General features: G+C 41.6%; 20 protein-coding genes. 13 read left to right on the forward strand and 7 right to left on the reverse strand.

The features are described from left to right. Positions 1–304: 304 nt before the first annotated feature. The 3 genes from CWC17_RS15285 to tolC form a co-directional block, all read right to left on the reverse strand. A complete protein-coding gene (locus CWC17_RS15285) occupies positions 305–877 on the reverse strand; it encodes a toxin co-regulated pilus biosynthesis Q family protein (protein WP_138540931.1) in 573 nt (190 codons plus the stop codon). A gap of 38 nt (positions 878–915) precedes the next feature. Next, the gene (gene lpxL / locus CWC17_RS15290) at positions 916–1,845 is read right to left on the reverse strand and encodes an LpxL/LpxP family Kdo(2)-lipid IV(A) lauroyl/palmitoleoyl acyltransferase (RefSeq protein WP_138540930.1); all 930 of its coding nucleotides are present in this window, start codon (positions 1,843–1,845) and stop codon (positions 916–918) included. Positions 1,846–1,942: 97 nt separating this feature from the next. Beyond that, positions 1,943–3,298, reverse strand: a complete 1,356-nt coding sequence (gene tolC / locus CWC17_RS15295; RefSeq protein ID WP_138540929.1) for an outer membrane channel protein TolC — start codon at positions 3,296–3,298, stop codon at positions 1,943–1,945. 150 nt (positions 3,299–3,448) lie between these two features. Between tolC and CWC17_RS15300 the strand changes: the two genes are divergently transcribed. The 10 genes from CWC17_RS15300 to CWC17_RS15345 all read left to right on the forward strand — a co-directional run bounded on the left by CWC17_RS15300 (position 3,449) and on the right by CWC17_RS15345 (position 14,469). Then, complete coding sequence (locus tag CWC17_RS15300) at positions 3,449–4,075, forward strand: NUDIX domain-containing protein (RefSeq protein WP_055016311.1); 627 nt, start codon at positions 3,449–3,451, stop codon at positions 4,073–4,075. 26 nt (positions 4,076–4,101) lie between these two features. Continuing rightward, positions 4,102–4,560 carry a DUF1249 domain-containing protein gene (locus tag CWC17_RS15305; protein ID WP_138613844.1) on the forward strand — a complete coding sequence of 153 codons (459 nt, stop codon included), beginning with the start codon at positions 4,102–4,104 and terminating at the stop codon, positions 4,558–4,560. Beyond that, on the forward strand, positions 4,547–5,332 hold the full coding sequence (locus tag CWC17_RS15310) for a metallophosphoesterase (protein WP_138613846.1): 786 nt from the start codon (positions 4,547–4,549) through the stop codon (positions 5,330–5,332). Before CWC17_RS15305 ends, CWC17_RS15310 begins: the two co-directional genes overlap by 14 nt. Next, complete coding sequence (locus tag CWC17_RS15315) at positions 5,317–5,886, forward strand: YqiA/YcfP family alpha/beta fold hydrolase (protein WP_138613848.1); 570 nt, start codon at positions 5,317–5,319, stop codon at positions 5,884–5,886. The genes CWC17_RS15310 and CWC17_RS15315 overlap by 16 nt, the downstream gene beginning before the upstream one ends. Positions 5,887–5,912: 26 nt before the next feature. After that, positions 5,913–7,802: a DNA topoisomerase IV subunit B gene (gene parE / locus CWC17_RS15320; RefSeq protein ID WP_138613850.1), complete on the forward strand. Its 1,890-nt coding sequence runs from the start codon at positions 5,913–5,915 to the stop codon at positions 7,800–7,802. Positions 7,803–7,832: 30 nt separating this feature from the next. Next, complete coding sequence (locus CWC17_RS15325; protein WP_138540925.1) at positions 7,833–8,927, forward strand: PQQ-dependent sugar dehydrogenase; 1,095 nt, start codon at positions 7,833–7,835, stop codon at positions 8,925–8,927. Between the two features lie 10 nt (positions 8,928–8,937). Beyond that, positions 8,938–11,232, forward strand: a complete 2,295-nt coding sequence (gene parC, locus CWC17_RS15330) for a DNA topoisomerase IV subunit A (protein ID WP_138540924.1) — start codon at positions 8,938–8,940, stop codon at positions 11,230–11,232. 169 nt (positions 11,233–11,401) lie between these two features. Then, positions 11,402–12,115: a 1-acylglycerol-3-phosphate O-acyltransferase gene (locus CWC17_RS15335; protein WP_055016318.1), complete on the forward strand. Its 714-nt coding sequence runs from the start codon at positions 11,402–11,404 to the stop codon at positions 12,113–12,115. Beyond that, complete coding sequence (gene rraB / locus CWC17_RS15340; protein ID WP_138540922.1) at positions 12,115–12,450, forward strand: ribonuclease E inhibitor RraB; 336 nt, start codon at positions 12,115–12,117, stop codon at positions 12,448–12,450. Before CWC17_RS15335 ends, rraB begins: the two co-directional genes overlap by 1 nt. A gap of 843 nt (positions 12,451–13,293) precedes the next feature. After that, a complete protein-coding gene (locus CWC17_RS15345) occupies positions 13,294–14,469 on the forward strand; it encodes a polysaccharide lyase family 7 protein (protein WP_138613852.1) in 1,176 nt (391 codons plus the stop codon). A gap of 51 nt (positions 14,470–14,520) precedes the next feature. On the opposite strand, the gene CWC17_RS15350 is transcribed toward CWC17_RS15345, so the two are convergent. After that, positions 14,521–15,492, reverse strand: coding sequence for a zinc transporter ZntB (locus tag CWC17_RS15350; protein ID WP_138613854.1), 972 nt, complete (start codon positions 15,490–15,492; stop codon positions 14,521–14,523). A 281-nt stretch (positions 15,493–15,773) separates the two neighbouring features. Between CWC17_RS15350 and CWC17_RS15355 the strand changes: the two genes are divergently transcribed. The 3 genes from CWC17_RS15355 to CWC17_RS15365 are packed head-to-tail and all read left to right on the forward strand — an operon-like array spanning position 15,774 to position 18,163. After that, a complete protein-coding gene (locus CWC17_RS15355) occupies positions 15,774–16,202 on the forward strand; it encodes an ATP-dependent zinc protease family protein (protein WP_138613856.1) in 429 nt (142 codons plus the stop codon). Positions 16,203–16,212: 10 nt separating this feature from the next. After that, positions 16,213–17,118 carry a 30S ribosomal protein S6--L-glutamate ligase gene (rimK, locus tag CWC17_RS15360; RefSeq protein WP_055016323.1) on the forward strand — a complete coding sequence of 302 codons (906 nt, stop codon included), beginning with the start codon at positions 16,213–16,215 and terminating at the stop codon, positions 17,116–17,118. Beyond that, positions 17,105–18,163, forward strand: coding sequence for a succinylglutamate desuccinylase/aspartoacylase family protein (locus CWC17_RS15365; RefSeq protein ID WP_138613858.1), 1,059 nt, complete (start codon positions 17,105–17,107; stop codon positions 18,161–18,163). The genes rimK and CWC17_RS15365 overlap by 14 nt, the downstream gene beginning before the upstream one ends. Positions 18,164–18,238: 75 nt before the next feature. On the opposite strand, the gene CWC17_RS15370 is transcribed toward CWC17_RS15365, so the two are convergent. The 3 genes from CWC17_RS15370 to CWC17_RS15380 all read right to left on the reverse strand — a co-directional run bounded on the left by CWC17_RS15370 (position 18,239) and on the right by CWC17_RS15380 (position 21,041). Further along, positions 18,239–18,811 carry a mechanosensitive ion channel domain-containing protein gene (locus CWC17_RS15370; RefSeq protein WP_138613860.1) on the reverse strand — a complete coding sequence of 191 codons (573 nt, stop codon included), beginning with the start codon at positions 18,809–18,811 and terminating at the stop codon, positions 18,239–18,241. Between the two features lie 70 nt (positions 18,812–18,881). Next, positions 18,882–20,591: a ShlB/FhaC/HecB family hemolysin secretion/activation protein gene (locus CWC17_RS15375; protein ID WP_138613862.1), complete on the reverse strand. Its 1,710-nt coding sequence runs from the start codon at positions 20,589–20,591 to the stop codon at positions 18,882–18,884. A gap of 165 nt (positions 20,592–20,756) precedes the next feature. Then, the gene (locus CWC17_RS15380) at positions 20,757–21,041 is read right to left on the reverse strand and encodes a DUF3630 family protein (protein ID WP_138613864.1); all 285 of its coding nucleotides are present in this window, start codon (positions 21,039–21,041) and stop codon (positions 20,757–20,759) included. Positions 21,042–21,048: the final 7 nt, after the last annotated feature.

Below are 21,048 nucleotides of genomic sequence, written 5' to 3' on the forward strand. Positions count from 1 at the left end.
GTAACGAAAAAAGCAGCAAAGCTAGCCCGGACGTCTCACGCCCCTTACCTACATCCATGTAGGCAACAAAGAGTTTATCGCCCCTAGGCAGAACCCGAAGGGCAGCGCATGTTTGGCATTTATGCTGCGTTATCGCCTATTTATGTGGAATAACCACACTTCATAGGCTCTGTCTTGCCTAAAAACCAAACATGCTGCTGCAAATTCAACCATCAAAGTTCAACACGCCCTCGAAACATAAATACTAAAAACCCAAGCAAAGGCTTGGGTTTTTTATAATTACGAGTTTGCTTTATCTGCGCTGCTAAGTATTTAGCTTTAAACAATTGCTACGCACAAATTCAGAGGGTAGCTCTGTGATTACTGCTGCGCGCTGTTTGTGGCAAAGGTAGGTATACACTTCGTATTCAAAGTCATCATTAATTGCGCGGCCAACTTGATAAAGCGCTGAGGTAAAACTGCTATCAACCCTAAAATGATCTTTTACCACGTAGTCTTTACTTAAATACCAATATAATTGAATACCTTCGCTTTTAGCGTATTGGTTAAGTACGTCTTTTAACGTAGAGCCGTTTTCAAAGCGTCTGGGTGCACTGGTTCCTGTCCAGCTAGCTGGCATAGGATCAACGGTTCTACCGCGCTCTGCTAAAACACGTTCAAGCGTTTGCTCCGGCTTTTTAAGTTGCAGTACAAACTTGTCGCGCTCCCTATCGGATTTAACTTGATTACGGATAGACGAATAAAAGCGAGAAAGCCCTTCGGCGGCTGCGTTCTTACTCTCTTTTATATCAAACAGGGGCCCTGTACCTACTAACACGTAAACTGCTAATAAAATTAACGCAACTGCTAGTATTAAATGCTTAACCCAAAACCACATAACTCATGCTCATTTAGTATCATTATTTATTTATACCACTACTTTTTATAAAAAGAAGGGGTATTTTTATCAGGGCGTGTTTTAAAACGGCGATGTAGCCACATATATTGCTCGGGTGCGGCATTAATTGCTTGTTCAACACGTTGATTTACGCGTATTACATCTGCTCTATCATCGCCGCTTGGGAAGTTTTCAAGCTCAGGTACAATTTCTAAATGGTATTTACCTTGCTCATCTCTGCGGCTAATTAAGCTCATTGTTTCACAGTGCTTGCTTGCTGCAAAAAGTAATGTACCTGTGGTTGTGGCTGTATCTGGCACTGCGTAAAAAGGCACAAATTCACAGCGGTTACGGCCGTAGTCTTGGTCGGGTAGGTAATAACACACCTTTTTATTTTTTAGTGACTTTAACAAGCCTTTTACGTCCTTTCGTCCAATTAAATACTCGTTAGAACGAAGGCGTCCATTGGTCGTAAAGTATTCCATGAGCGCATTATTGTGCGGGCGGTAAAACCCCAGCCCTTGGCATTTGGTGCCCATAACACGACTCGCCATTTCTAAATGCAAAATATGTGGCACTAATAGTAAAACGCCTTTACCTTGTGCCTGTACACGCTCAAAGTGCTCTAAGCCTTTGATAGAGCCATAGGCTTTTTTAACGCGCCATTGCGGCCACCACCAAGCCATGCCCGTTTCAACCATGGCAATACCGGTATTTTCCATATTTTTGAGCACAAGCTGTTGCTGCTCTGCTTCGCTCATATCAGGAAAACACAGCTTTATATTAACCTCGGCAATATGGCGGCGACGCTTCATAAACCTGTGTACCAAGCGCCCAAGCAACTTACCTAAGCTAAGTTGAAACTTTTGTGGCAACCACGAAATCAAATATAAAAAGAAAACGCCAATCCACGTTAGCCAATAGCGAGGGCCTAAAAACGAGGCTTTAAAAGGAGATGAGGTGACCACAAAATACTCTCTAAAATAAAAACGCTAGTTTAACGCTTCACATAATAAAATACAAAAAGCCAGCAATGGCTGGCTTTAAGCGTTACTAATTAACTTATTAGGCTTTTTTTAAACCTTGGTTTATGCTGCGTAAATCGGCACTTGTTAGTGTACCAGCCGCTTGCTTTAAGCGAAGTGTAGATAACACGTAACGATAGCGCACATCAGCTAAATTACGTTTAGCATTATATAGATTTTGTGTGCTTACAAGCACATCAACGATAGTACGGGTGCCTACTTCAAAGCCCGCCTCAGTGGCTTTAAGTGCACTTTGCGCTGATACCACAGCTTGCTCTAAGGCTTTGTAGGTTGCGATGTCTGATACAACTTGGTTGTATGAAGTAATTACGGTACGCGTTACGGCGCGGTAGTTAGTTTCGTAATCTTGACTTGCAGAAACATAAAACGCACGGGCTTGTTTCGTTGCAGCAACCGTTGCGCCACCTGTGTACAGCGGTACACTTAAATTAACCGCAACCGATGTTGAATCGGCACGTGGTTGGTCGTTAAAGCTTAAACCATTTATATTTTGATCAGTTAACGAGTCACCGTAGCTGGCATCAAGTGTTAACTTAGGGTAGTGACCCGCTTTAGCAAGCGTAATTTGATCTTTAGCAATATCAAGTGTCACTTTTGATACTTGTAAGCTGATATTGTTGTTTTCAGCGACTTTCACAAAGTCAGTCGATTTTTTAATCGGTTTTACCGTTGAAAATGTTTCGGTGTTTAAAAAATCAAGCTTTGCATGGTATTTACCGGTGATTTCACGTAGTTGCTCGCGTGCTGTTTCAACAGCATTGCTAGCAATAATTTCTTGCGCTACTGAGTTATCATATTGTGCTTGCGCCTCATGCACGTCTGTAATCGCTGTAAGACCAACTGCATAGCGCTGTTTTGTTTGCTCTAACTGACGTTCTATGGCACGTTTTTCGGCTTGCACAAATTCAAGGTTATCAATGGCGCTTAATACGTTAAAATAGCCCTCAGCCACGCGCACAATTAAGTTTTGTTTGGCGTTATCGTATTGTGCATTGGCTTGCAGTGCTTGTTTTTCGGCAATATCAAGTGTGTTCCAAGCACCTAGGTCAAATAAGGTTTGGCTTAAACTAACACCGCGAGTGAATTGGTCGGTTTCGCTATTAATTTTAACTTGGTCAGCTAAGTTACCAACGCTCTGAAAAGAGGTAGAATCGCTTTTTTCATAGCCCATGCTTACGCCAATTTGCGGCAGTAATGCACTCATTGCTAAGTCGCTTTCGTAAGATTGCGCATCAGCTTGCGCTTTCGCTTTTAAAACAGTGGGATCGTTAGCAGTAGCAATTTCAAAAACTTGCATTAAATCTTCAGCACTTGCTGTAGTTGTGCCTAATGCGCACGACAAACTAACGAGCGCTGCAAGGATGTTCTTTTTCATGTTAGGTTCAGTCCTTAGACAAATTTTGTACTAAAAGCATGGTAACGTGTTTTGACCAATAACTAAAAAAGAAATTGGTAAAACAGTATGTTCAAATGTAACAGAATATATTAACAAACTTTAATCGTTCAAATAAGCGGGATGTATAATATGGCAGATAAAAGCCTGGTGCAATTTACACATAAAGATGTGAGCTTAAAAGCAGTTAAAAGTCTGTATAATGGCTTTTTTAAGGTGGATATGTATGAGTTTGAGCATAGCCTGTTTAATGGTGGTACATCGCAACTTATAAAGCGTGAAATATTAGAGCGGGGCGATGCAATCGCTGTACTGCCTTATGACGTAACTACGCAAAGTGTCCTTTTAATAGAGCAAATACGTATTGGTGCTATTAACAGCAAACACTCGCCCTGGCTGCTAGAATGTATTGCCGGTATGACCGATGGCAGCACCGATTATGAGAGTGTAGTAAAAAAAGAAGCCTATGAAGAGGCTGGGCTTGAGCTTACAGAACTTGAATTTATGCTTTCTTACCTTTCAAGTCCGGGTGGCACCACAGAGCGCTTACATTTATACCTAGCGCGAGCAGATTTAAGCCAAGTACAAAGTGGTGTTTACGGCCTAGAAAGCGAAGGTGAAGATATTAAAACGCATATTTTAACCCTTGATGATGCGCTTTCACGCCTCAATAACGGGGAAATAGATAACGCGGCAACGGTAATCTGTTTACAGTGGTTGGCGTTAAATCGAGAAAAAATAAGCAGTAAGTGGACATAATTTTAACTTTTTAATACGGCGGTACTTTGACAGCACTTTTAGCAACCCAACGATATATTCAGAGCCTCCCAAAGTACATGACACTTTGCGAGCATAATTACGTGCGTCTTTCAAAACTATTACCTAAAGAGCGTAGCGCAAATAGCGTGCGTGAAATTAAATTAGGTCATAGTAAATTTGCCATTATCATTGACGATAGTGCTAAGTACACACTGGATATTTCTATCAAACAGCTAACAGGGATGGTTAAAGGCGTTTCTCCTTTGTATTTAACAGTTAGGCTTTATCAAGATGCAAAAGTGGCTGAAATTATTCATCACGATTACCATCAACGGATAAAACCCTCCTATGGTTATCCAAATCCTAAAATGCACCAAAAAGATGAAAAGTATCAACTTAATGCATTTTTATATGACTGGTTAGTAGCCTGTGTAGAACATGGCCAAGCAGTACTAAATTGGGATATAAACAATGGCTTGGTTTGATGAGCATTATCACTTTAGTACCTCATCGCTGCGTATTGCGCACATAACCGATAGCCATTTATTTGCCGACCCTAATGCAGAGTACTTTAACGTAAACACCGCCGCGCATTTTGCAAAAGCATTAGCGCACATGGCCACACAGTCATTAGATGCGGTTATATTTGGTGGTGATTTAACACAAGATCATAGCTTTGAATCGTATTTATTATTTGCCGAGCTTATTAATAGCGCTGAGTTGACCTGCCCAGTATTTTGGGTACCAGGCAATCATGATGAGATTGCCATGCTTAATCGCATCAGTGGTGGGCAAATAGTGTCAGCTAAACACATTCTCGCACAAGGGTTTGAGCTGTTACTTATCAATTCAAAAGGGCCTACACCTGCAGGGTGGGTATCTAGCGAGCACTTAAATGAAATCACGGAGTGTTTAGCAAGTTCGCAATCGCAACATGCGGTGTTTTGTCATCACAACCCGCTTGCTATTAATGGCTACCTAGATAAACACATGCTAGAAAACGGCCCGCAATTATTAAACGTATTAGTGAATAGTGGTAATGTTGGCGCACTATTTCATGGCCATGTACACAATCAATACATGCAAACCTTTAGAGAGTTGAGTATTTATGCAACCCCAGCCAGCTCGGTGCAATTTACAAAAAATAGCCCGCAATGGCGGCAAGAAAACCTCGGCCCCGCTTATCGAATGTTGCATTTAACTAAACAGGACAATGCTTTAACAGTTAAAACGGATGTTGTATGGTTAAACGCGTAATTTATATTCATGGTTTTAATAGTTCTGAAAAATCATATAAAGCTGTGCGCTTTGGCGAGCTTATGGCAAACTATGACGTTGACTATTGTGTACCACGTTTAAATCACGAGCCCTTACGAGCTATTTTACAGCTTGAGCATTTATTAACGCCAGATACCGCGTTACTTGGGAGCTCACTAGGTGGGTTTTATGCCACCTATTTGTCGCAGCGTTATAACCTGCGAGCAGCACTAATAAACCCAGCAGTAGCACCGTTTAACTTATTAGCGCCGCTTATTGGCCACAATTATAATCCGTATCAAGATTATCATTATGAGTTAAATAGCAGCCACATAGATGCATTAAAAGCATTGTATGTGCCTAAATTAACATCGCCCAAACTGCTTTATTTGTTACAGCAAACGGGAGATGAAGTGTTAAATTATCAACACGCAGTAAATTATTTTTCACAATGTAAACAGTTAGTTGAGTTTGGTGGCGATCACAGCTTTGTAGGTTTTGAACGCACCTTAGATAGTATTGTAGAGTTTCTTAAATTACCTAAAACAAATTAGCCTAAGCGCATAAAAAGATAAAAATTATGAGTCAGCAAAATTATAATGCCGAAGCCATTGAGGTTCTCAATGGATTAGAGCCGGTAAAACGCCGCCCAGGTATGTACACCGATACGGTACGTCCGAATCATTTAGGCCAAGAAGTTATTGATAACAGTGTCGATGAAGCCATGGCGGGCCATGCCACTAAAATTGATGTGATTTTACACGAAGATAACTCACTTGAAGTTATAGACGATGGCCGTGGTATGCCGATAGATATTCACCCAGAAGAAGGCATTCCGGGTGTGGAGCTGATTTTTACCAAGCTACATGCAGGTGGTAAATTCTCAAATAAAAACTACCAGTTTTCGGGCGGTTTACATGGCGTAGGTATTTCGGTTGTAAATGCGTTATCTACACGTGTAGAGGTTACCGTAAGACGCGATGCACAACAGTACAGAATGGCCTTTGAAAACGGCGATAAAGTTGAAGACTTAAATGTCATTGGCACTGTGGGTAAGCGCAATACGGGTACAACCGTTCGATTTTGGCCCGATGCGAGTTACTTTGACTCAGCTAACTTTTCAATTACTAAATTAAACCACCTATTAAAAGCTAAAGCGGTTTTATGCCCAGGCTTGCGCATTAAGTTTGTTAATAAGCAAACTAAAGAAACTCAAGAATGGTTTTACGAAACAGGCTTAAAGGATTACTTAATTGAAGCTGTTAAAGGCTTTGAATTACTGCCAAAAGACCCATTTGTAGGCGAGTTTTCAAGCTCGATTGAAGGAGCCGATTGGGCTGTTGTATGGCAACCTGAAGGCGGCGAGTCAATTGCCGAGAGTTATGTAAACCTTATTCCTACCGCACAAGGTGGTACACACGTAAATGGTTTGCGCCAAGGCTTACTTGAAGCAATGCGCGAATTTTGTGAATTTAGAAACTTATTACCGCGTGGCGTAAAGCTTACCCCTGATGACATTTGGGAGCGCTGTAGCTATGTGTTATCGGTAAAAATGCAAGACCCACAATTTGCTGGCCAAACCAAAGAAAAGCTTTCTTCTCGCTCATGCGCAGCGTTTGTAGCTGGCGTGGTTAAGGATTCTTTTAGCCTATGGTTAAACGAGCACACAGATACCGCTGAACTGCTTGCCGAATTGTGCATTTCAAATGCACAGCGTCGTTTACGTGCAGCAAAAAAAGTGGTGCGTAAACGCGTTACCTCAGGCCCTGCACTGCCTGGTAAGTTGACTGATTGTAGTGCAGCCGATAACGACCGCACAGAACTCTTTTTAGTAGAGGGTGACTCAGCAGGTGGCTCGGCTAAACAAGCGCGCGATCGTGAGTTTCAGGCAATAATGCCACTGCGTGGTAAAATCTTGAATACGTGGGAAGTAGAGTCAGGGCAAATATTAGCCTCGCAAGAGGTGCACGATATTTCGGTGGCGCTGGGTATTGACCCAGACTCAAGTGATTTAACCGGCCTGCGTTATAATAAAATTTGTATATTGGCCGATGCTGACTCCGATGGTCTGCACATTGCCACTTTATTGTGTGCATTGTTCGTACGTCACTTTCCGCAGCTGGTTAAAGCAGGGCATGTTTATGTAGCGATGCCTCCGTTGTTTAGAATCGATATTGGTAAAGAGGTTTATTACGCCCTCGATGAAGACGAAAAAACAGGTATTTTAGCCCGCATAGAGGCTGAGAAAAAACGCGGCAAGGTTAACGTGCAGCGATTTAAAGGGCTGGGTGAAATGAACCCGCTACAGCTGCGCGAAACCACAATGGATCCAAATACGCGCCGTTTAGTGCAACTTACACTTGATGAAGAAGAGCAAACATTAGAAATGATGGATATGCTACTTGCTAAAAAACGCTCATTAGACAGACGCCAGTGGCTAGAAGATCATGGTAATAAAGCACAAGTTTAATAGGCTTGTGTTTAACACTTGGAGAGGCAAATGAATAAAATACTAGGAAGTTTATTGTTGCTTGGCTTAACAACAGCCCCAGCAATGGCAAAAGACATACTAGACAAACTCACCGTAGCACCTGGGTTTGAGGTAAGCTTATTTGCTGATGATGTTGAAAACGCGCGCCAAATAGCAGTATCAAAAAAAGGCATTGTTTACGCAGGTTCTCGCAAAGCCGGAAATGTATATGCGTTAATTGATCATAACAGCGATGGCGTAGCCGATAAAAAAATGGTGATTGCTGAGGGGCTAAATATGCCCTCTGGGCTAGCAATTAAAGATGGCGATTTATACGTAGGAGAAGTACACCGTATTATTCGTTTTAAAAACGTCGATACACAGCTAAAAGACCCTAAATTTGATGTTGTTTACAACGCATTGCCATCGGATCGTCACCACGGGTGGAAGTTTTTACGTTTTGCGCCCACCGGCGAGCTTATTATTCCGGTTGGTGTACCGTGTAATATATGCGCCGAAGATGAGCGCTACGGACGTATTTTTGCATTAGATGTAGAAACTAAACAAATTAAAACAATAGCCCAAGGGGTACGTAACTCGGTAGGCTTTGATTTTCACCCCAGCACGCAAGCGCTTTGGTTTAGTGATAATGGCCGCGATATGATGGGTGATGACATCCCACCGGATGAAATTAACCGCGTAAGTAAAGAAAACGAGCACTTTGGTTTCCCTTACGTTCACGCCGGTGCCATTTTAGACCCTGAGTTTGGTAAAGGTAAAAACATGAGCGACTATAGTGCGCCAGCGCTTGCACTAGGTGCTCACGTTGCGCCTTTAGGTATTCATTTTTACACCGGCAAACAGTTCCCAGCTAATTACAAAGAGCAGTTATTTGTAGCGGAACACGGCTCGTGGAATCGAACTAAAAAGTCTGGTTATAAAGTGGCTTTAGCCAATGTAGAACAAGGGCGTATTACTAAATACACACCGTTTATTACCGGCTTTATGCATAACGAAACAACATTTGGACGCCCAGTTGCATTTGCACAATTAAATGACGGCAGTCTGCTGATAAGCGACGATTACGCAAACGTGATCTACCGCGTAAGCTATAAGAAAAACTAGGTAAGCTTTAATGAGTGATACAGATACCTTGCTAATGCAAGGAATTGAACAACAAACAATGGGGCGTTTTACCGAAGACGCCTACTTAAATTACTCTATGTACGTAATTATGGACCGTGCATTACCGCATGTTGGTGATGGTTTAAAACCGGTTCAACGTCGTATTATTTATGCTATGAGCGAGCTGGGATTATCGGCCGCGGCTAAATATAAAAAATCGGCTCGTACGGTAGGTGATGTATTAGGTAAATACCACCCGCATGGCGACAGTGCCTGTTACGAGGCTATGGTATTAATGGCACAGCCGTTTTCTTACCGCTACCCGCTGGTGGATGGCCAAGGTAACTGGGGTGCAGCAGATGACCCTAAATCGTTTGCGGCCATGCGTTATACCGAAGCGCGCTTATCAAAGTTCTCTGAGGTATTACTTAAAGAGCTAGGCCAAGGCACCGTTGATTGGACGCCAAACTTTGACGGCACCATGGATGAGCCACTAGTACTTCCTGCACGTTTACCGCATATTTTATTAAATGGCGTAACCGGTATTGCGGTAGGTATGGCAACTGATATTCCGCCACATAATGTGCGCGAAGTGGCCAGTGCGTGTTGTTTATTACTTGATAAGCCTAAAACTGAGCTTGATGAATTACTTGAGCTTGTACACGCGCCTGATTACCCAACCGACGCTGAAATAATTACCCCAAAAGCCGATATTCATAAAATATACAAAACCGGCCGAGGCTCAATTAAAATGCGCGCGGTGTATACTGAAGAGCACGGCGATATCGTGATTACTGCGCTGCCACATCAATGTTCTGGGGCTAAGGTGCTTGAGCAAATAGCGGCGCAAATGAATGCTAAAAAGCTGCCAATGGTTGCCGACTTACGTGATGAGTCTGATCACGAAAATCCAACCCGCATCGTGATAGTACCGCGTTCAAACCGCATTAAAGCTGAGCCGTTAATGGCGCACTTATTTGCCACTACCGACCTTGAAAAAAACTACCGTGTAAATTTAAACATGCTAGGCCTTGATGGCCGCCCGCAAGTGAAAGACTTACGCAGTATTTTATCTGAGTGGCTAACGTTTAGACGTGAAACAGTACGTAGGCGTTTACAGCACCGTTTAGATAAGGTGCTGGCGCGGTTGCATATTTTAGAAGGTTTACTCGCTGCCTTTTTAAATATTGACGAAGTGATTGAAATTATACGCACAGAGGATAAACCAAAACCTGTGTTAATGGAGCGCTTTGAGTTAACCGAAATCCAAGCCGAAGCCATTTTAGAATTAAAACTTCGTCATTTAGCAAAACTAGAAGAATTTAAAATACGTGGCGAGCAAGATGAGCTGGCTAAAGAGCGTGACAAGTTAGAGCAAACGCTTGGCTCAGACCGTCGTATGTCAACGCTTCTTAAAAAAGAAATTCAAGAAGCGGCCGACATGTACGGCGACGAACGTCGCTCACCTGTTATTGAGCGCGTAGAAGCTAAAGCACTGAGTGAAAAAGATTTAATTCCTTCAGAGTCGGTAACAGTCGTGCTTTCTGATAAAGGCTGGGCACGTGTTGGTAAAGGCCATGACATTGACGTAGAAGGGCTTAATTACCGTGCTGGCGATGAATACAAAGCCTCCGCTAAGGGGAAGAGTAATCAGCCAGCAGTATTTTTAGACTCTGCGGGGCGTGCATTTGCAACGGATGCGCACAGCTTGCCATCGGCACGGAGCCAAGGTGAGCCCATGACAGGGCGCTTTAACCTCACCACAGGCGCTAATTTTGAGCATGTGGTAATGGGTGAAGATAATCAAGTGCTACTTATGGCGTCGGATGCAGGTTATGGCTTTATAACCGAGTTTAAAGATTTAGTGAGTAAAAATAAAAACGGTAAAGCCTTGGTAAGCGTGCCTAAGGGCGGCATTTTACTATCACCCATAAGAGTGAACGATGTAGCGACCGATTACTGCATGGCTATTTCTAACGAAGGACGAATGCTGTTATTTCCATTGCGCGACTTACCAAAATTGGGTAAAGGTAAAGGCAATAAAATCATCTCTATTCCGGGCGCTAAAGTACAAGCACGTGAAGAGTTTGTAAAAGTACTTGCTGTAGTACCGCAAGGCAGTAGCGTTACACTCCATGCTGGTAAACGAAAGCTAACGCTCAAACCGAGTGACTTGGAGCATTATCATGGCGAGCGTGGACGCAGAGGTAATAAGTTACCTCGAGGCTTACAACGTGTTGATGAAGCTGTTGTCGAGTTTACGCCGGCTGATGAGCAAAGTGATGACACGTTAGCTGAGGAATAAACCCGTAATAGATACCTCTAACGGCCTGCTTTTGCAGGCCGTTTTTGTTTATCCTGTATTTTTCAGCTTACAGCTGTTCGCTATTGTCTCGAGTTCGTCATAAAATCACGTTATAATAGTAAAATATGCGCGGCTTATAGCGCATTGCACACACATTTTGGAGAAAAGTTTGTTAGCTGTTATACGTATTTTAATTATGGTGCTGTTTATATTTTTCAGCTGCGTGTTTGGGTTGTTACTGTCAATTGTGAGGCCGTTTCATCCTAACAATGTGCATGTGATTGCAGGTTGGTTTGCTTCGATGGCTAAAATGCTTGGAGTTAAACTTGTATTAAAACGCCACCCTGATGCAAAAAATATTGGCCCTGCGGTGTATATATCTAACCATCAAAACAATTATGACTTATTTACCGTACCAGCCATGGTGCCTAAAAATTGCGTAAGTTTAGGCAAAAAAAGCTTAAAGTGGATCCCATTTTTTGGGCAGCTTTATTGGTTGTCGGGAAACATATTAATAGATAGAGCAAATCGCTCTAAAGCAGCAGGTACAATTTCAAAAGCCGCTGAAAAAATTAAACAAAATGGTTTATCTGTTTGGGTTTTCCCTGAAGGCACTCGAAGCTATGGTCGTGGTTTGTTGCCATTCAAAACGGGGGCATTTCATACCGCTTTAAGCGCAGATGTACCCATAGTACCGGTATGTATGAGCACAACAGATAAAACTATTAAGCTAAACCGCTGGGATAATGGTACAATTTACATTGAAATGTTAGCGCCTATATCACTTGATAAAGAAGTGAGTGCCCGTGAACAGGCCACTCAAGTGCATAGTATTATGGCAGCTAAAATAACTGAATTAGATGCTCAAGTGAGAGATAAATAATGGAAAACTGGCGTGAAATAAGTGAAGACATCGTAAGTTCACTACTTGAAGATGGCTCTGATCCTGAAATACTTTATGAAGTTGAGCATCATTTTGTATGCGAAGATTTTAGCAAATTAGAGCAAGCTGCGCTGGCTGCTTTTAAATTAGGCTACGATGTTGAAGAGCCGGCAGAGCTTGAGCTAGAAGATGGCAGCAAAATTTGGAGCTTTGATATTGTCGTCGAAGCTGAGCTAGACGTTGAAGTTATAATGGAAGACGTTGATAAACTTGCAGCCCTAGCTGCTGAGTGTGACGTTGAGTACGACGGTTGGGGCACTTACTTTCAAGAGTAAGGCGTTAGCTAGTTGATAAAAGCGAGCATTTATATGCTCGCTTTTTTGTGCACAGAGAAAACATGATTCTTTAAGCTCCTGCCTATTTTATATCAATCCGCATAAGTAAGTGATCTATTTTGAGGATGGAAAAACGTGTTGATAGCAAGGCAAAAAATTCGCTATTTAGTTGTTCTAAATGAGAATTTTTTAACGCAGATAGCGACACGTTTAGCCCCGCAAAATGATTAGATATTATTGCGGATTGGTATTAAATATTAATGCACATTTTTTAGTGTAATGGCGCACTAATCCCCGCCTTTATTTTGCCTTATTTAACGGCAAAAAATATAAGTTTTTTAGTATTACCAATTTTATTTTTGTTATAACCAATTGTTATTTTTCATGTAAAAAATTTAATTTATCTAAATTTATTCATTAAAAGTTAAGCTTGCTATATTTTTATTGGTAATAGAGATTTTTCCGGCGTACTACTTATTTATTAAATAGAAAAAATATTTTTATTTATCGCTAATCTGTCCTCAACATATAACCTATTGAATAATTGTTACTATTTAAAGTTTTTGAATACAATTCTTAATAAAACTAATACTTATTTGCTATTAGATTTACTGTTGACATATTGGTAACAAAAAATATAGCCTTTACCTCGCCATGTGGCATTAATATTGGTAAGTCCAATTTTGGGTTTTATATTGATTTTTGTAACCTGGATTGTCTTGCCAAATCGATTCATACACAAAAGTAGAAACCTGTTTATACAGTGTGATCTAAGTTTTAGTGGCTACCACAAAACTAAGTAGTTAGGTTATTTTTATGTTCAGGTTTAAAGGAATAAAGATAATGATTAACCATAAAAAACTGTTTTTTTACAGCGCAATTGCGACAAGCTCAGCACTATCTCATGCTGCAACAATTAATAATGCAGGCTTTGAAAGTGGCTTTAGTAACTGGAACGAAACTGACCCAGCCGCTATTTCCTCAGATGCTTACAGTGGCTCAAAATCGCTAAAAATTCAGGGTAGCCCAGCACGCGTTTATCAAGTAGTCGATGTGCAGCCTAACACTGAATACACCCTAAGCGCTTATGTGCTCGGTAAAGGGCAAATTGGTGTAAACGACTTAAATGGTTTATTTAAAAACCAAACCTTTAATGTTTCTTCGTGGACTAAAGTAACAAAAACATTTACTACGGCTAATACCAATTCACTGCAGGTTTTCGCTAAACATTACAATAACACCAGCGATGTACGATTTGATAATTTTGCCTTGGTTGAGGGTAGTGGCAGCAATGATGGCGGCTCAGATGGCGGCAGCGATAACTCAAATGGTTCAACAATTCCTAGCAGCATTACCAGTGGCAGTATTTTTGATTTAGAAGGGGATAACCCCAATCCTTTAGTTAACGATAGTACTTTGGTGTTTGTGCCGTTAGAGGCGCAACATATTACGCCTAATGGTAATGGCTGGCGTCACGAGTATAAGGTAAAAGAAAGCCTGCGCGTTGCTATGACTCAAACCTATGAGGTGTTCGAAGCTACGGTAAAGGTGGAAATGTCTGACGGTGGAAAAACAATTATTTCACAGCACCACGCCAGCGATACCGGAACAATTTCTAAAGTGTATGTCTCTGATACTGATGAGTCAGGCTTTAACGACAGCGTAGCAGGTAATGGTATTTTTGATGTGTACGTACGTTTACGTAATACCAGCGGTAATGAAGAAAAGTTTGCTCTAGGTACTATTACCAGTGGTGAGTCATTCAACTTACGAGTGGTTAATAACTACGGTGATGTTGAGGTGACGGCTTTTGGTAATTCGTTTGGTATACCGGTAGAGGATGATTCGCAGTCATACTTTAAATTTGGTAACTACTTGCAATCACAAGACCCGTACACATTAGATAAATGTGGTGAGGCCGGTAACTCTAACTCGTTTAAAAACTGTTTTGAGGATTTAGGCATTACAGAATCAAAAGTGACGATGACCAATGTGAGTTATACGCGCCAAACTAATTAATCAGCGGCTCAATCATGGCCACTCACCTGAGTGGCCGCATTAAAAACTTTTTTATAACCACTTTTTATTTTTAAAATACAGCCCTATACCACCTGTAAGCACAATCAAAAAAATCACAAATGTACTAAATGCATAGGGGTTTTCGGTCCCAGGTATACCGCCTACATTTACCCCTAAAAGGCCTGTTAAAAAGCCCAGCGGTAAAAAAAGCGCCGCCACAACTGACATAACGTACATGCGTTGATTTAGTTGCTCAGACACTTGGTTGGTAATGGTTTGCTGAATAATTTGTGCGCGCTCTATAGCGCTATCTAGCTCTTCTAAATAGCGAATAAGTAAGTTAGTAGTTTCGTTTAGTTTTGCTTTATCTTCATCTTTAAGCCAAAGGTAGTAGTTATTTATCAGTAAACTTAGCGCTTCTTTTTGTGGTTTTAAGTAACGTTTCAAGGCAATAGTTTGACGCCGTAGTTGTGATAAACCTTGGTTATCAAATTTTTTGCTTGGCTCGTCTATTTCCTCTTCAAATTCATCCAAGGTTTCATCGAGCTTATTAATGACACTTTGCATCCGTGATGTCAGCTTTTGGGTTATACAGCAAACCAGCTCAGAAATAGAGCATGGGCCTTGGCCAGCATTAAGCTCTGCTAATATATCTTGGATTGAAAGTAAGCGACGCTTGCGCGTAGTAATAACTATTGATTCGTTAATAAATAAACGAATTGAAACCATGTCCTCAGGGCTTTGTGCAGGATTTAAATTTACACCACGTAAAAACAGCATATGGCCATTGGTACTGGGTGTTAAGCGCGGGCGAGTTTCATCAGCAATAAGCGAAGCAAGCTCAAAGTCACTAAGATGTTCTTGGTTTTTTAACCACGTTACTGCCTCGCTTTGGCTGTAGTCCATATGTATCCACAGTTTACCTTGTTTAGGGTGCCAGTTATTTAAATCGCGAGTGTTTTCTATGGCGTGCGCACCACCTTTTTCGTCAAGCACCAATGCATGCAGTAAACCATTAATCATATTTAAGGCCTATATAATAGTGTGTTTTTAATACAAATAACTATAGCGTATCTGCAAAGTGCTTTTTAAAGCTACCTTAATTTTTTTAGTCAGTTAGCTTTAAGGCTTAACCCCATATGCAGCCTTTAATTGCTAAATAAAACGCTAAGCAACAAGGTGTGCATTGTGTGGTCAGTTTCTATAAAAGATCAATTTAATTTACTCATCGACTAGATAAATTTATTTCGCTGGTGTTTTTTTCGCCTTAGCGTATAAGTCACTTTTTTATTAAGGGCACATTTATGAAAGCAAAGTTGACCGTGGGTTGGCGTGAGTGGTTGAGTTTACCGGAGCTTGGTATCGAGAAGATTAAAGCAAAGGTGGATACTGGCGCCCGCACCTCATGTATTCATGCAGTTAATATTGAAGAGTACCAAAAAAATGGCGAAAAATGGGTGAAATTTATAGCGCAACCATTACAAGGTGATGAACAAACACAGGTTAAATGCTCCGCGAAGGTTAAAAAAATTAAAGCTGTAACCAGTTCAAGTGGGCAAAAAGAAATGCGCTATTTTATAGAGACCACACTACATGCAGGCCAACATAGCTGGCCTATTGAAGTGACGCTAACAAATAGAGCAACAATGAAATTTAGGATGTTACTTGGCCGTACAGCCATGGAAAACCACTTAGTCGTTAACCCGGCTTTATCTCATTTATTAGATAGTTAAGGTTTTAACTATGAAAATTGGTATTTTATCTCGCAGCAGTAGTTTGTATTCAACGCGACGCCTAATAGAAGCGGCAGAAGCCCGCGGCCATGAAGTAAAAGTAATTGATGCGCTACGTTGTTATATGAACATAAACTCACAGCAGCCAGAAATTCACTATCGTGGTGAAAATTTAAAAGATTTTGACGCCATTGTTCCACGTATTGGGGCATCGGTAACGTTTTATGGCTGCTCAGTGTTGCGACAGTTTGAAATGATGGGGGTTTACCCGGTTAATGAATCAGTGGCTATTTCTCGTTCGCGCGACAAATTACGCTCACTTCAGCTGTTATCACGTAAAGGTGTAGGTATGCCGGTAACAGGTTTTGCCAGTAAGCCAGATGATGTAAAAGACCTACTAGAAATGGTAGGGGGTACACCTGTAGTTATTAAGCTACTTGAAGGCACACAAGGCATTGGTGTTGTACTGGCCGAAACACGTAAAGCGGCTGAAAGTGTGATTGAAGCGTTTATGGGCTTAAAAGCCAATATTATGGTTCAAGAATACATTAAAGAAGCTGGCGGTGCCGACATTCGGTGTTTTGTATTAGGGGATAAAGTAATAGCGGCCATGAAGCGCCAAGCGCAAGAAGGCGAGTTTCGCTCAAACCTTCACCGTGGTGGTAGCGCGACATTAGTACGCATTACCCCAGAAGAGCGTAAAACAGCTGTTGCTGCAGCAAAAGCAATGGGCTTAAATGTAGCAGGTGTTGATTTACTTCGTTCATCACGTGGGCCACTGGTTATGGAAGTGAATTCTTCTCCAGGGCTTGAAGGGATTGAAGTAGCAACAGGTAAAGATATTGCCGGTATGGTCATCGAATTTATCGAAAAAAACGCTGCTATTAAAGGAACCGCAACCCGTGGCAAAGGTTAAAATTAATCGCCCTTTTACTTTATTAGAGGAAAGTATTGGGGTGGGCGAGCGCAAAACTCTCGCGTTGGAGGCCGCTAAACTTTACACCCATTCACCACTTAATATTCCTATTGAGGTGGTTAATGGTGTGATGGAAGGCCCTGTTTTAATGATATGTGCAGCTATTCATGGTGATGAGCTAAATGGTGTAGAAGTTGTGCGCCAGCTGCTTTCTAAAATAGATGCAAGCCAATTACGCGGAACCATAATTGCTGTGCCAATTGTTAATGTGTTTGGCTTTATTCATAAGTCGCGTTATTTACCCGATAGACGCGATATGAACCGCAGCTTTCCGGGCTCTGAACGAGGATCGCTGGCGGGGCGTATGGCGCATATGTTTTTTAATCAGGTGGCGGTACATTGTACCCACATTATTGATTTACATACCGGCGCTATCCATCGTACTAACTTACCGCAAATACGCGCTAACTTAGATGATGAAGCAACCGCTGAGATGGCTAAAGTATTCGGCACACCCGCGGTTATAAACGCATCACTTCGTAATGGCTCATTACGAAGTGAAGCCGCTAATTTAGGTATACCGGTTATCACTTACGAAGCGGGTGAAGCCTTACGTTTTGACCCTATAGCCATTGCCGCAGGTGTACAGGGTGTGGACTATGTGATGCGGCATTTAAAAATGATCCGTGGCAAACGTCCTAAAAAACTGCCCGATCCTATTATTGCCGGTTCTACAAGTTGGATACGCGCTGAGGTAGATGGCATTGTACGCGCGCAGGTATCGCTGGGTGAACACGTAGAAAAAGGCCAAGTGCTGGCATATATAAGTAGCCCATTAGGTGATGCCGAGCTTGAGCTTTTAGCGCCTAAAGGCGGTATTGTAATAGGTCAGCAAACTATGCCACTGGTAAACGAGGGGGATGCGGTGTTTCACCTTGCCTATTTTGCAAATGCAAATAGCCTAGTAGAGCAGCAGTTAGAGCATTTTATTGACGAAATAAATGATTTAGATGAAGAGCTTAAAACAGCGGAGCTAAATAATTAGCATTGTGTTAGCTAGTAAAAAGCCGCAGTAGGTAATTTATCTACTGCGGCTTTTTTGTGAATATGACTTTTTAAACTATGTCTTTTTAGGGCCAATTATGCGTTTTATTACCGGCGCTTTAGTAGGCTTTGGCTCCTTATTTAACACCATAACAGGGCGGGTAACAAACAGGTTATTAGGATAAACAACCCTATGCCCATCTACATGTTCAAGGAGTACGTTCATTAAACCTAGTTCGACTATGCGGCCTTCTATGTGGTTTGCGCCATCAACAATACGTACCCAATTACCTACATGAAAACCGTTTTGGATAAACATGAGTAAAAAAGCGGTAAGGTTACTAAGCAGCGACCAAGCGGCAAATAAAGCGACCCCAAGCATAGCAAATAATGATGAGCCAAGTACTAATAACCCGCGCAGCTCAATGCCCCAAAATATCAGCACTAAACACAGTACAACAAACGCTAAAATGATTTTTAATAAAAGCTCAGCCCTAAATTTACGATGAACATCTACTTTTCCTTTAATGGCTTTTTCGAGCAGTTTTTTTGTTGCTTTTAATAACAGTGGAAAAAGTAAAACGGCAATAAGGGTAACAATTAATTTATATTGCGTACCCATTAGCTCTAAAAGCGTAAACAATTCCAAAGTGAGATACCGTACTGTTTTTAGGAAAATTTAAAGCGCTAGTGTAACGCTTTCGTTTATTACCCGCTATTTAAAAAGTGTTTTTAACACTCACAAGCCATTGCACCGAATCAACATCATCGTAGCCATCTAGTGGAGCGGCAATATCAAGGTGGATCATGGTGCCAGAGTTTGCTCTGCTTGGCGCTAGGCGCAAACCCACCCCAACATTTTTTAAAACATGATCGTTCTCGCCGTTATCTTCATCGTTAAACCAAGCGCGGCCAACATCAACAAAGCCCGCTGCACCTACTTTAAATAACTGCAGTAAATCGTACTCCCAGTAATAGCGTTTTTCTAGGCTGACTAAAAAGCTTCGGTCGCCGTGCTGGTAATCCATAGGATAGCCACGAAGGCCTGTTTCGCCGCCAAGTGTTAGCTGCTTATCGGCAGTTAGGTTTTTAGCATACTGGGCGCGGGCTTTAACAAACCAGGATTGGTTTTCGCTGGTATTTAAGTAGTACAGCACTTCGCTGGTGGCCAAAAAGTTTTCAAGCTGTTTTTGCTCTTTATTCCAATAACCATCCATTTGTGCACTAAAACGCCACAGCGTTCTGTCGGTAGTAAAGTGCGCTTTTTTAGCTTTTAACGAATACACGGCTCTGCTGTCATCATTACTAAGAGACTCATCGGAGTAACCTAAAAGCGCTTTAATGTTCCAGCCTAAATTTAAATCTTCTGTGCGCGAAATACTGTCAAAATTACGTACTTTTATATAACTGTCTTCAAACCAATGACCGCTAACATAGGGGTAACTTAGCTGTCTATCTTTGGCTAAGGGAGCAAAGGTTGTTTCTATTTCTGCAAAGCTGTCTTCTTGGTTTACATAGCCAAGTGTCAATCGCTGCGTCCAGCTATCAGATAATGCTTTAGAGTGACCTAAAAAAGCGCTAAAAAAATTGGTTGTTTGATCAAACTCGCTGTATTCGTCACCCCGGCGATACAGCGCCTCTTCTCTTTGTTCAGAAAAGCTTTTAATACCATAGCTATAGGGCGTATCTATGGCATAAAACGGGTAAGTTAACTCTAATAAGTGGCGTTTACCATCGCTGTTATCGGCATATTCTAAGCGCCCGCGATACCGGCTTGATAATATATTAGGATCGTCATAAACAAATAAATAACCATTACGATCGCTGTCGGTGGTGCGTGAAAACGATAAACGCTTACCCCAACCTAGTAAGTTCGACTCGCGAAAACCTATGCTCGATTTATTTTCGCCACCGCTGCGGCTAAAGCTTATTTCGGGTAGTAGGGTCCATAAATCGCGAGTTACTACGGTTACATCTACGTTGCCGTCGCAGTTTTCAATCGCGCTTATTTGCGCATCGTATAAATAGTTTTGTTGGCGTAATAAACGCTCTGACTCAGCGAGTTTTCTGGCATTGTAATTATCGCCTTGTTTAAATAACAAAATATTACTAATTACATCTGGCTCTGTTTGGATATGCGCACGGTTAGCAAAACGAAAAAGCGCGTTATTTTCCTCTTCCAGTTCGGTATTAAACACATTGAGTTGGTTAAGGGTAATTGACGCTATTTGAGCATCGCTGCGGCTATTAACGAGCGTGGTTGTATCTTCAACTTCGCGGCGTAAGTTATTGCTTTTATTTGAGTGCGATTGCACTGTGGGGCAGCTGCTAGTTTTATTGCTTGGTTGTTGTGCAAAGGCCTTAGGCGCACTAAAGCTTACGAGAGCTAAGCTTATACAACAGTGTGCAATCCATTTTTTATTCACCATTGAACCTCTTCAATACTACTGCCAATATGAGTCGTAATATCAGCTTACATCATTGTTATTACAATGTAAGTAAAAGGTATGGATTTTGAAACTAATTAATTGTTACCGTTAAGCACCTTTGTTAATTAACCTCAACGCTGCTTGTTTAGAGCATAGGGATGCGTTTTAGCTTAAGTAAAAGGCCAGGGCTGCTAATAAGTGCTCGGCTTCACGGCCTTCGCCATTAATCCAAATACTTTCGCTGTAGTGTTCAAAATTTAAATTAAAGGTTTGCTGTTGATAGCTAAAACGTAATTGATGACGATCAGCCCCTTGTGCGTAATCAATAATGGTTATCTCATCAGCGTGCAAAAACAGTGTGCTCCACAGCTCAAAGTCTTCATCATGAGGCGCCTCTACGGGGCTGATAACAATGCATTTATGGGCGTGATTGTATTCAATTTTGGTCATGATTTAC

The sequence above is a fragment of the Pseudoalteromonas sp. S3785 genome (genome assembly GCF_005887365.1).
Classification (GTDB): Bacteria; Pseudomonadota; Gammaproteobacteria; order Enterobacterales; family Alteromonadaceae; genus Pseudoalteromonas.

Coding starts and splice junctions, on each gene's coding strand:
- CWC17_RS15380 (WP_138613864.1), bottom strand. CDS start 21,041: ATGACCAAAATTGAATACAATCACGCCCATAAATGCATTGTTATCAGC.
- tolC (WP_138540929.1), bottom strand. CDS start 3,298: ATGAAAAAGAACATCCTTGCAGCGCTCGTTAGTTTGTCGTGCGCATTA.
- parE (WP_138613850.1), top strand. CDS start 5,913: ATGAGTCAGCAAAATTATAATGCCGAAGCCATTGAGGTTCTCAATGGA.
- CWC17_RS15350 (WP_138613854.1), bottom strand. CDS start 15,492: ATGATTAATGGTTTACTGCATGCATTGGTGCTTGACGAAAAAGGTGGT.
- CWC17_RS15285 (WP_138540931.1), bottom strand. CDS start 877: ATGTGGTTTTGGGTTAAGCATTTAATACTAGCAGTTGCGTTAATTTTA.
- CWC17_RS15315 (WP_138613848.1), top strand. CDS start 5,317: ATGGTTAAACGCGTAATTTATATTCATGGTTTTAATAGTTCTGAAAAA.
- parC (WP_138540924.1), top strand. CDS start 8,938: ATGAGTGATACAGATACCTTGCTAATGCAAGGAATTGAACAACAAACA.
- CWC17_RS15300 (WP_055016311.1), top strand. CDS start 3,449: ATGGCAGATAAAAGCCTGGTGCAATTTACACATAAAGATGTGAGCTTA.
- CWC17_RS15355 (WP_138613856.1), top strand. CDS start 15,774: ATGAAAGCAAAGTTGACCGTGGGTTGGCGTGAGTGGTTGAGTTTACCG.
- CWC17_RS15375 (WP_138613862.1), bottom strand. CDS start 20,591: ATGGTGAATAAAAAATGGATTGCACACTGTTGTATAAGCTTAGCTCTC.
- CWC17_RS15345 (WP_138613852.1), top strand. CDS start 13,294: ATGATTAACCATAAAAAACTGTTTTTTTACAGCGCAATTGCGACAAGC.
- rimK (WP_055016323.1), top strand. CDS start 16,213: ATGAAAATTGGTATTTTATCTCGCAGCAGTAGTTTGTATTCAACGCGA.
- rraB (WP_138540922.1), top strand. CDS start 12,115: ATGGAAAACTGGCGTGAAATAAGTGAAGACATCGTAAGTTCACTACTT.
- CWC17_RS15310 (WP_138613846.1), top strand. CDS start 4,547: ATGGCTTGGTTTGATGAGCATTATCACTTTAGTACCTCATCGCTGCGT.
- CWC17_RS15325 (WP_138540925.1), top strand. CDS start 7,833: ATGAATAAAATACTAGGAAGTTTATTGTTGCTTGGCTTAACAACAGCC.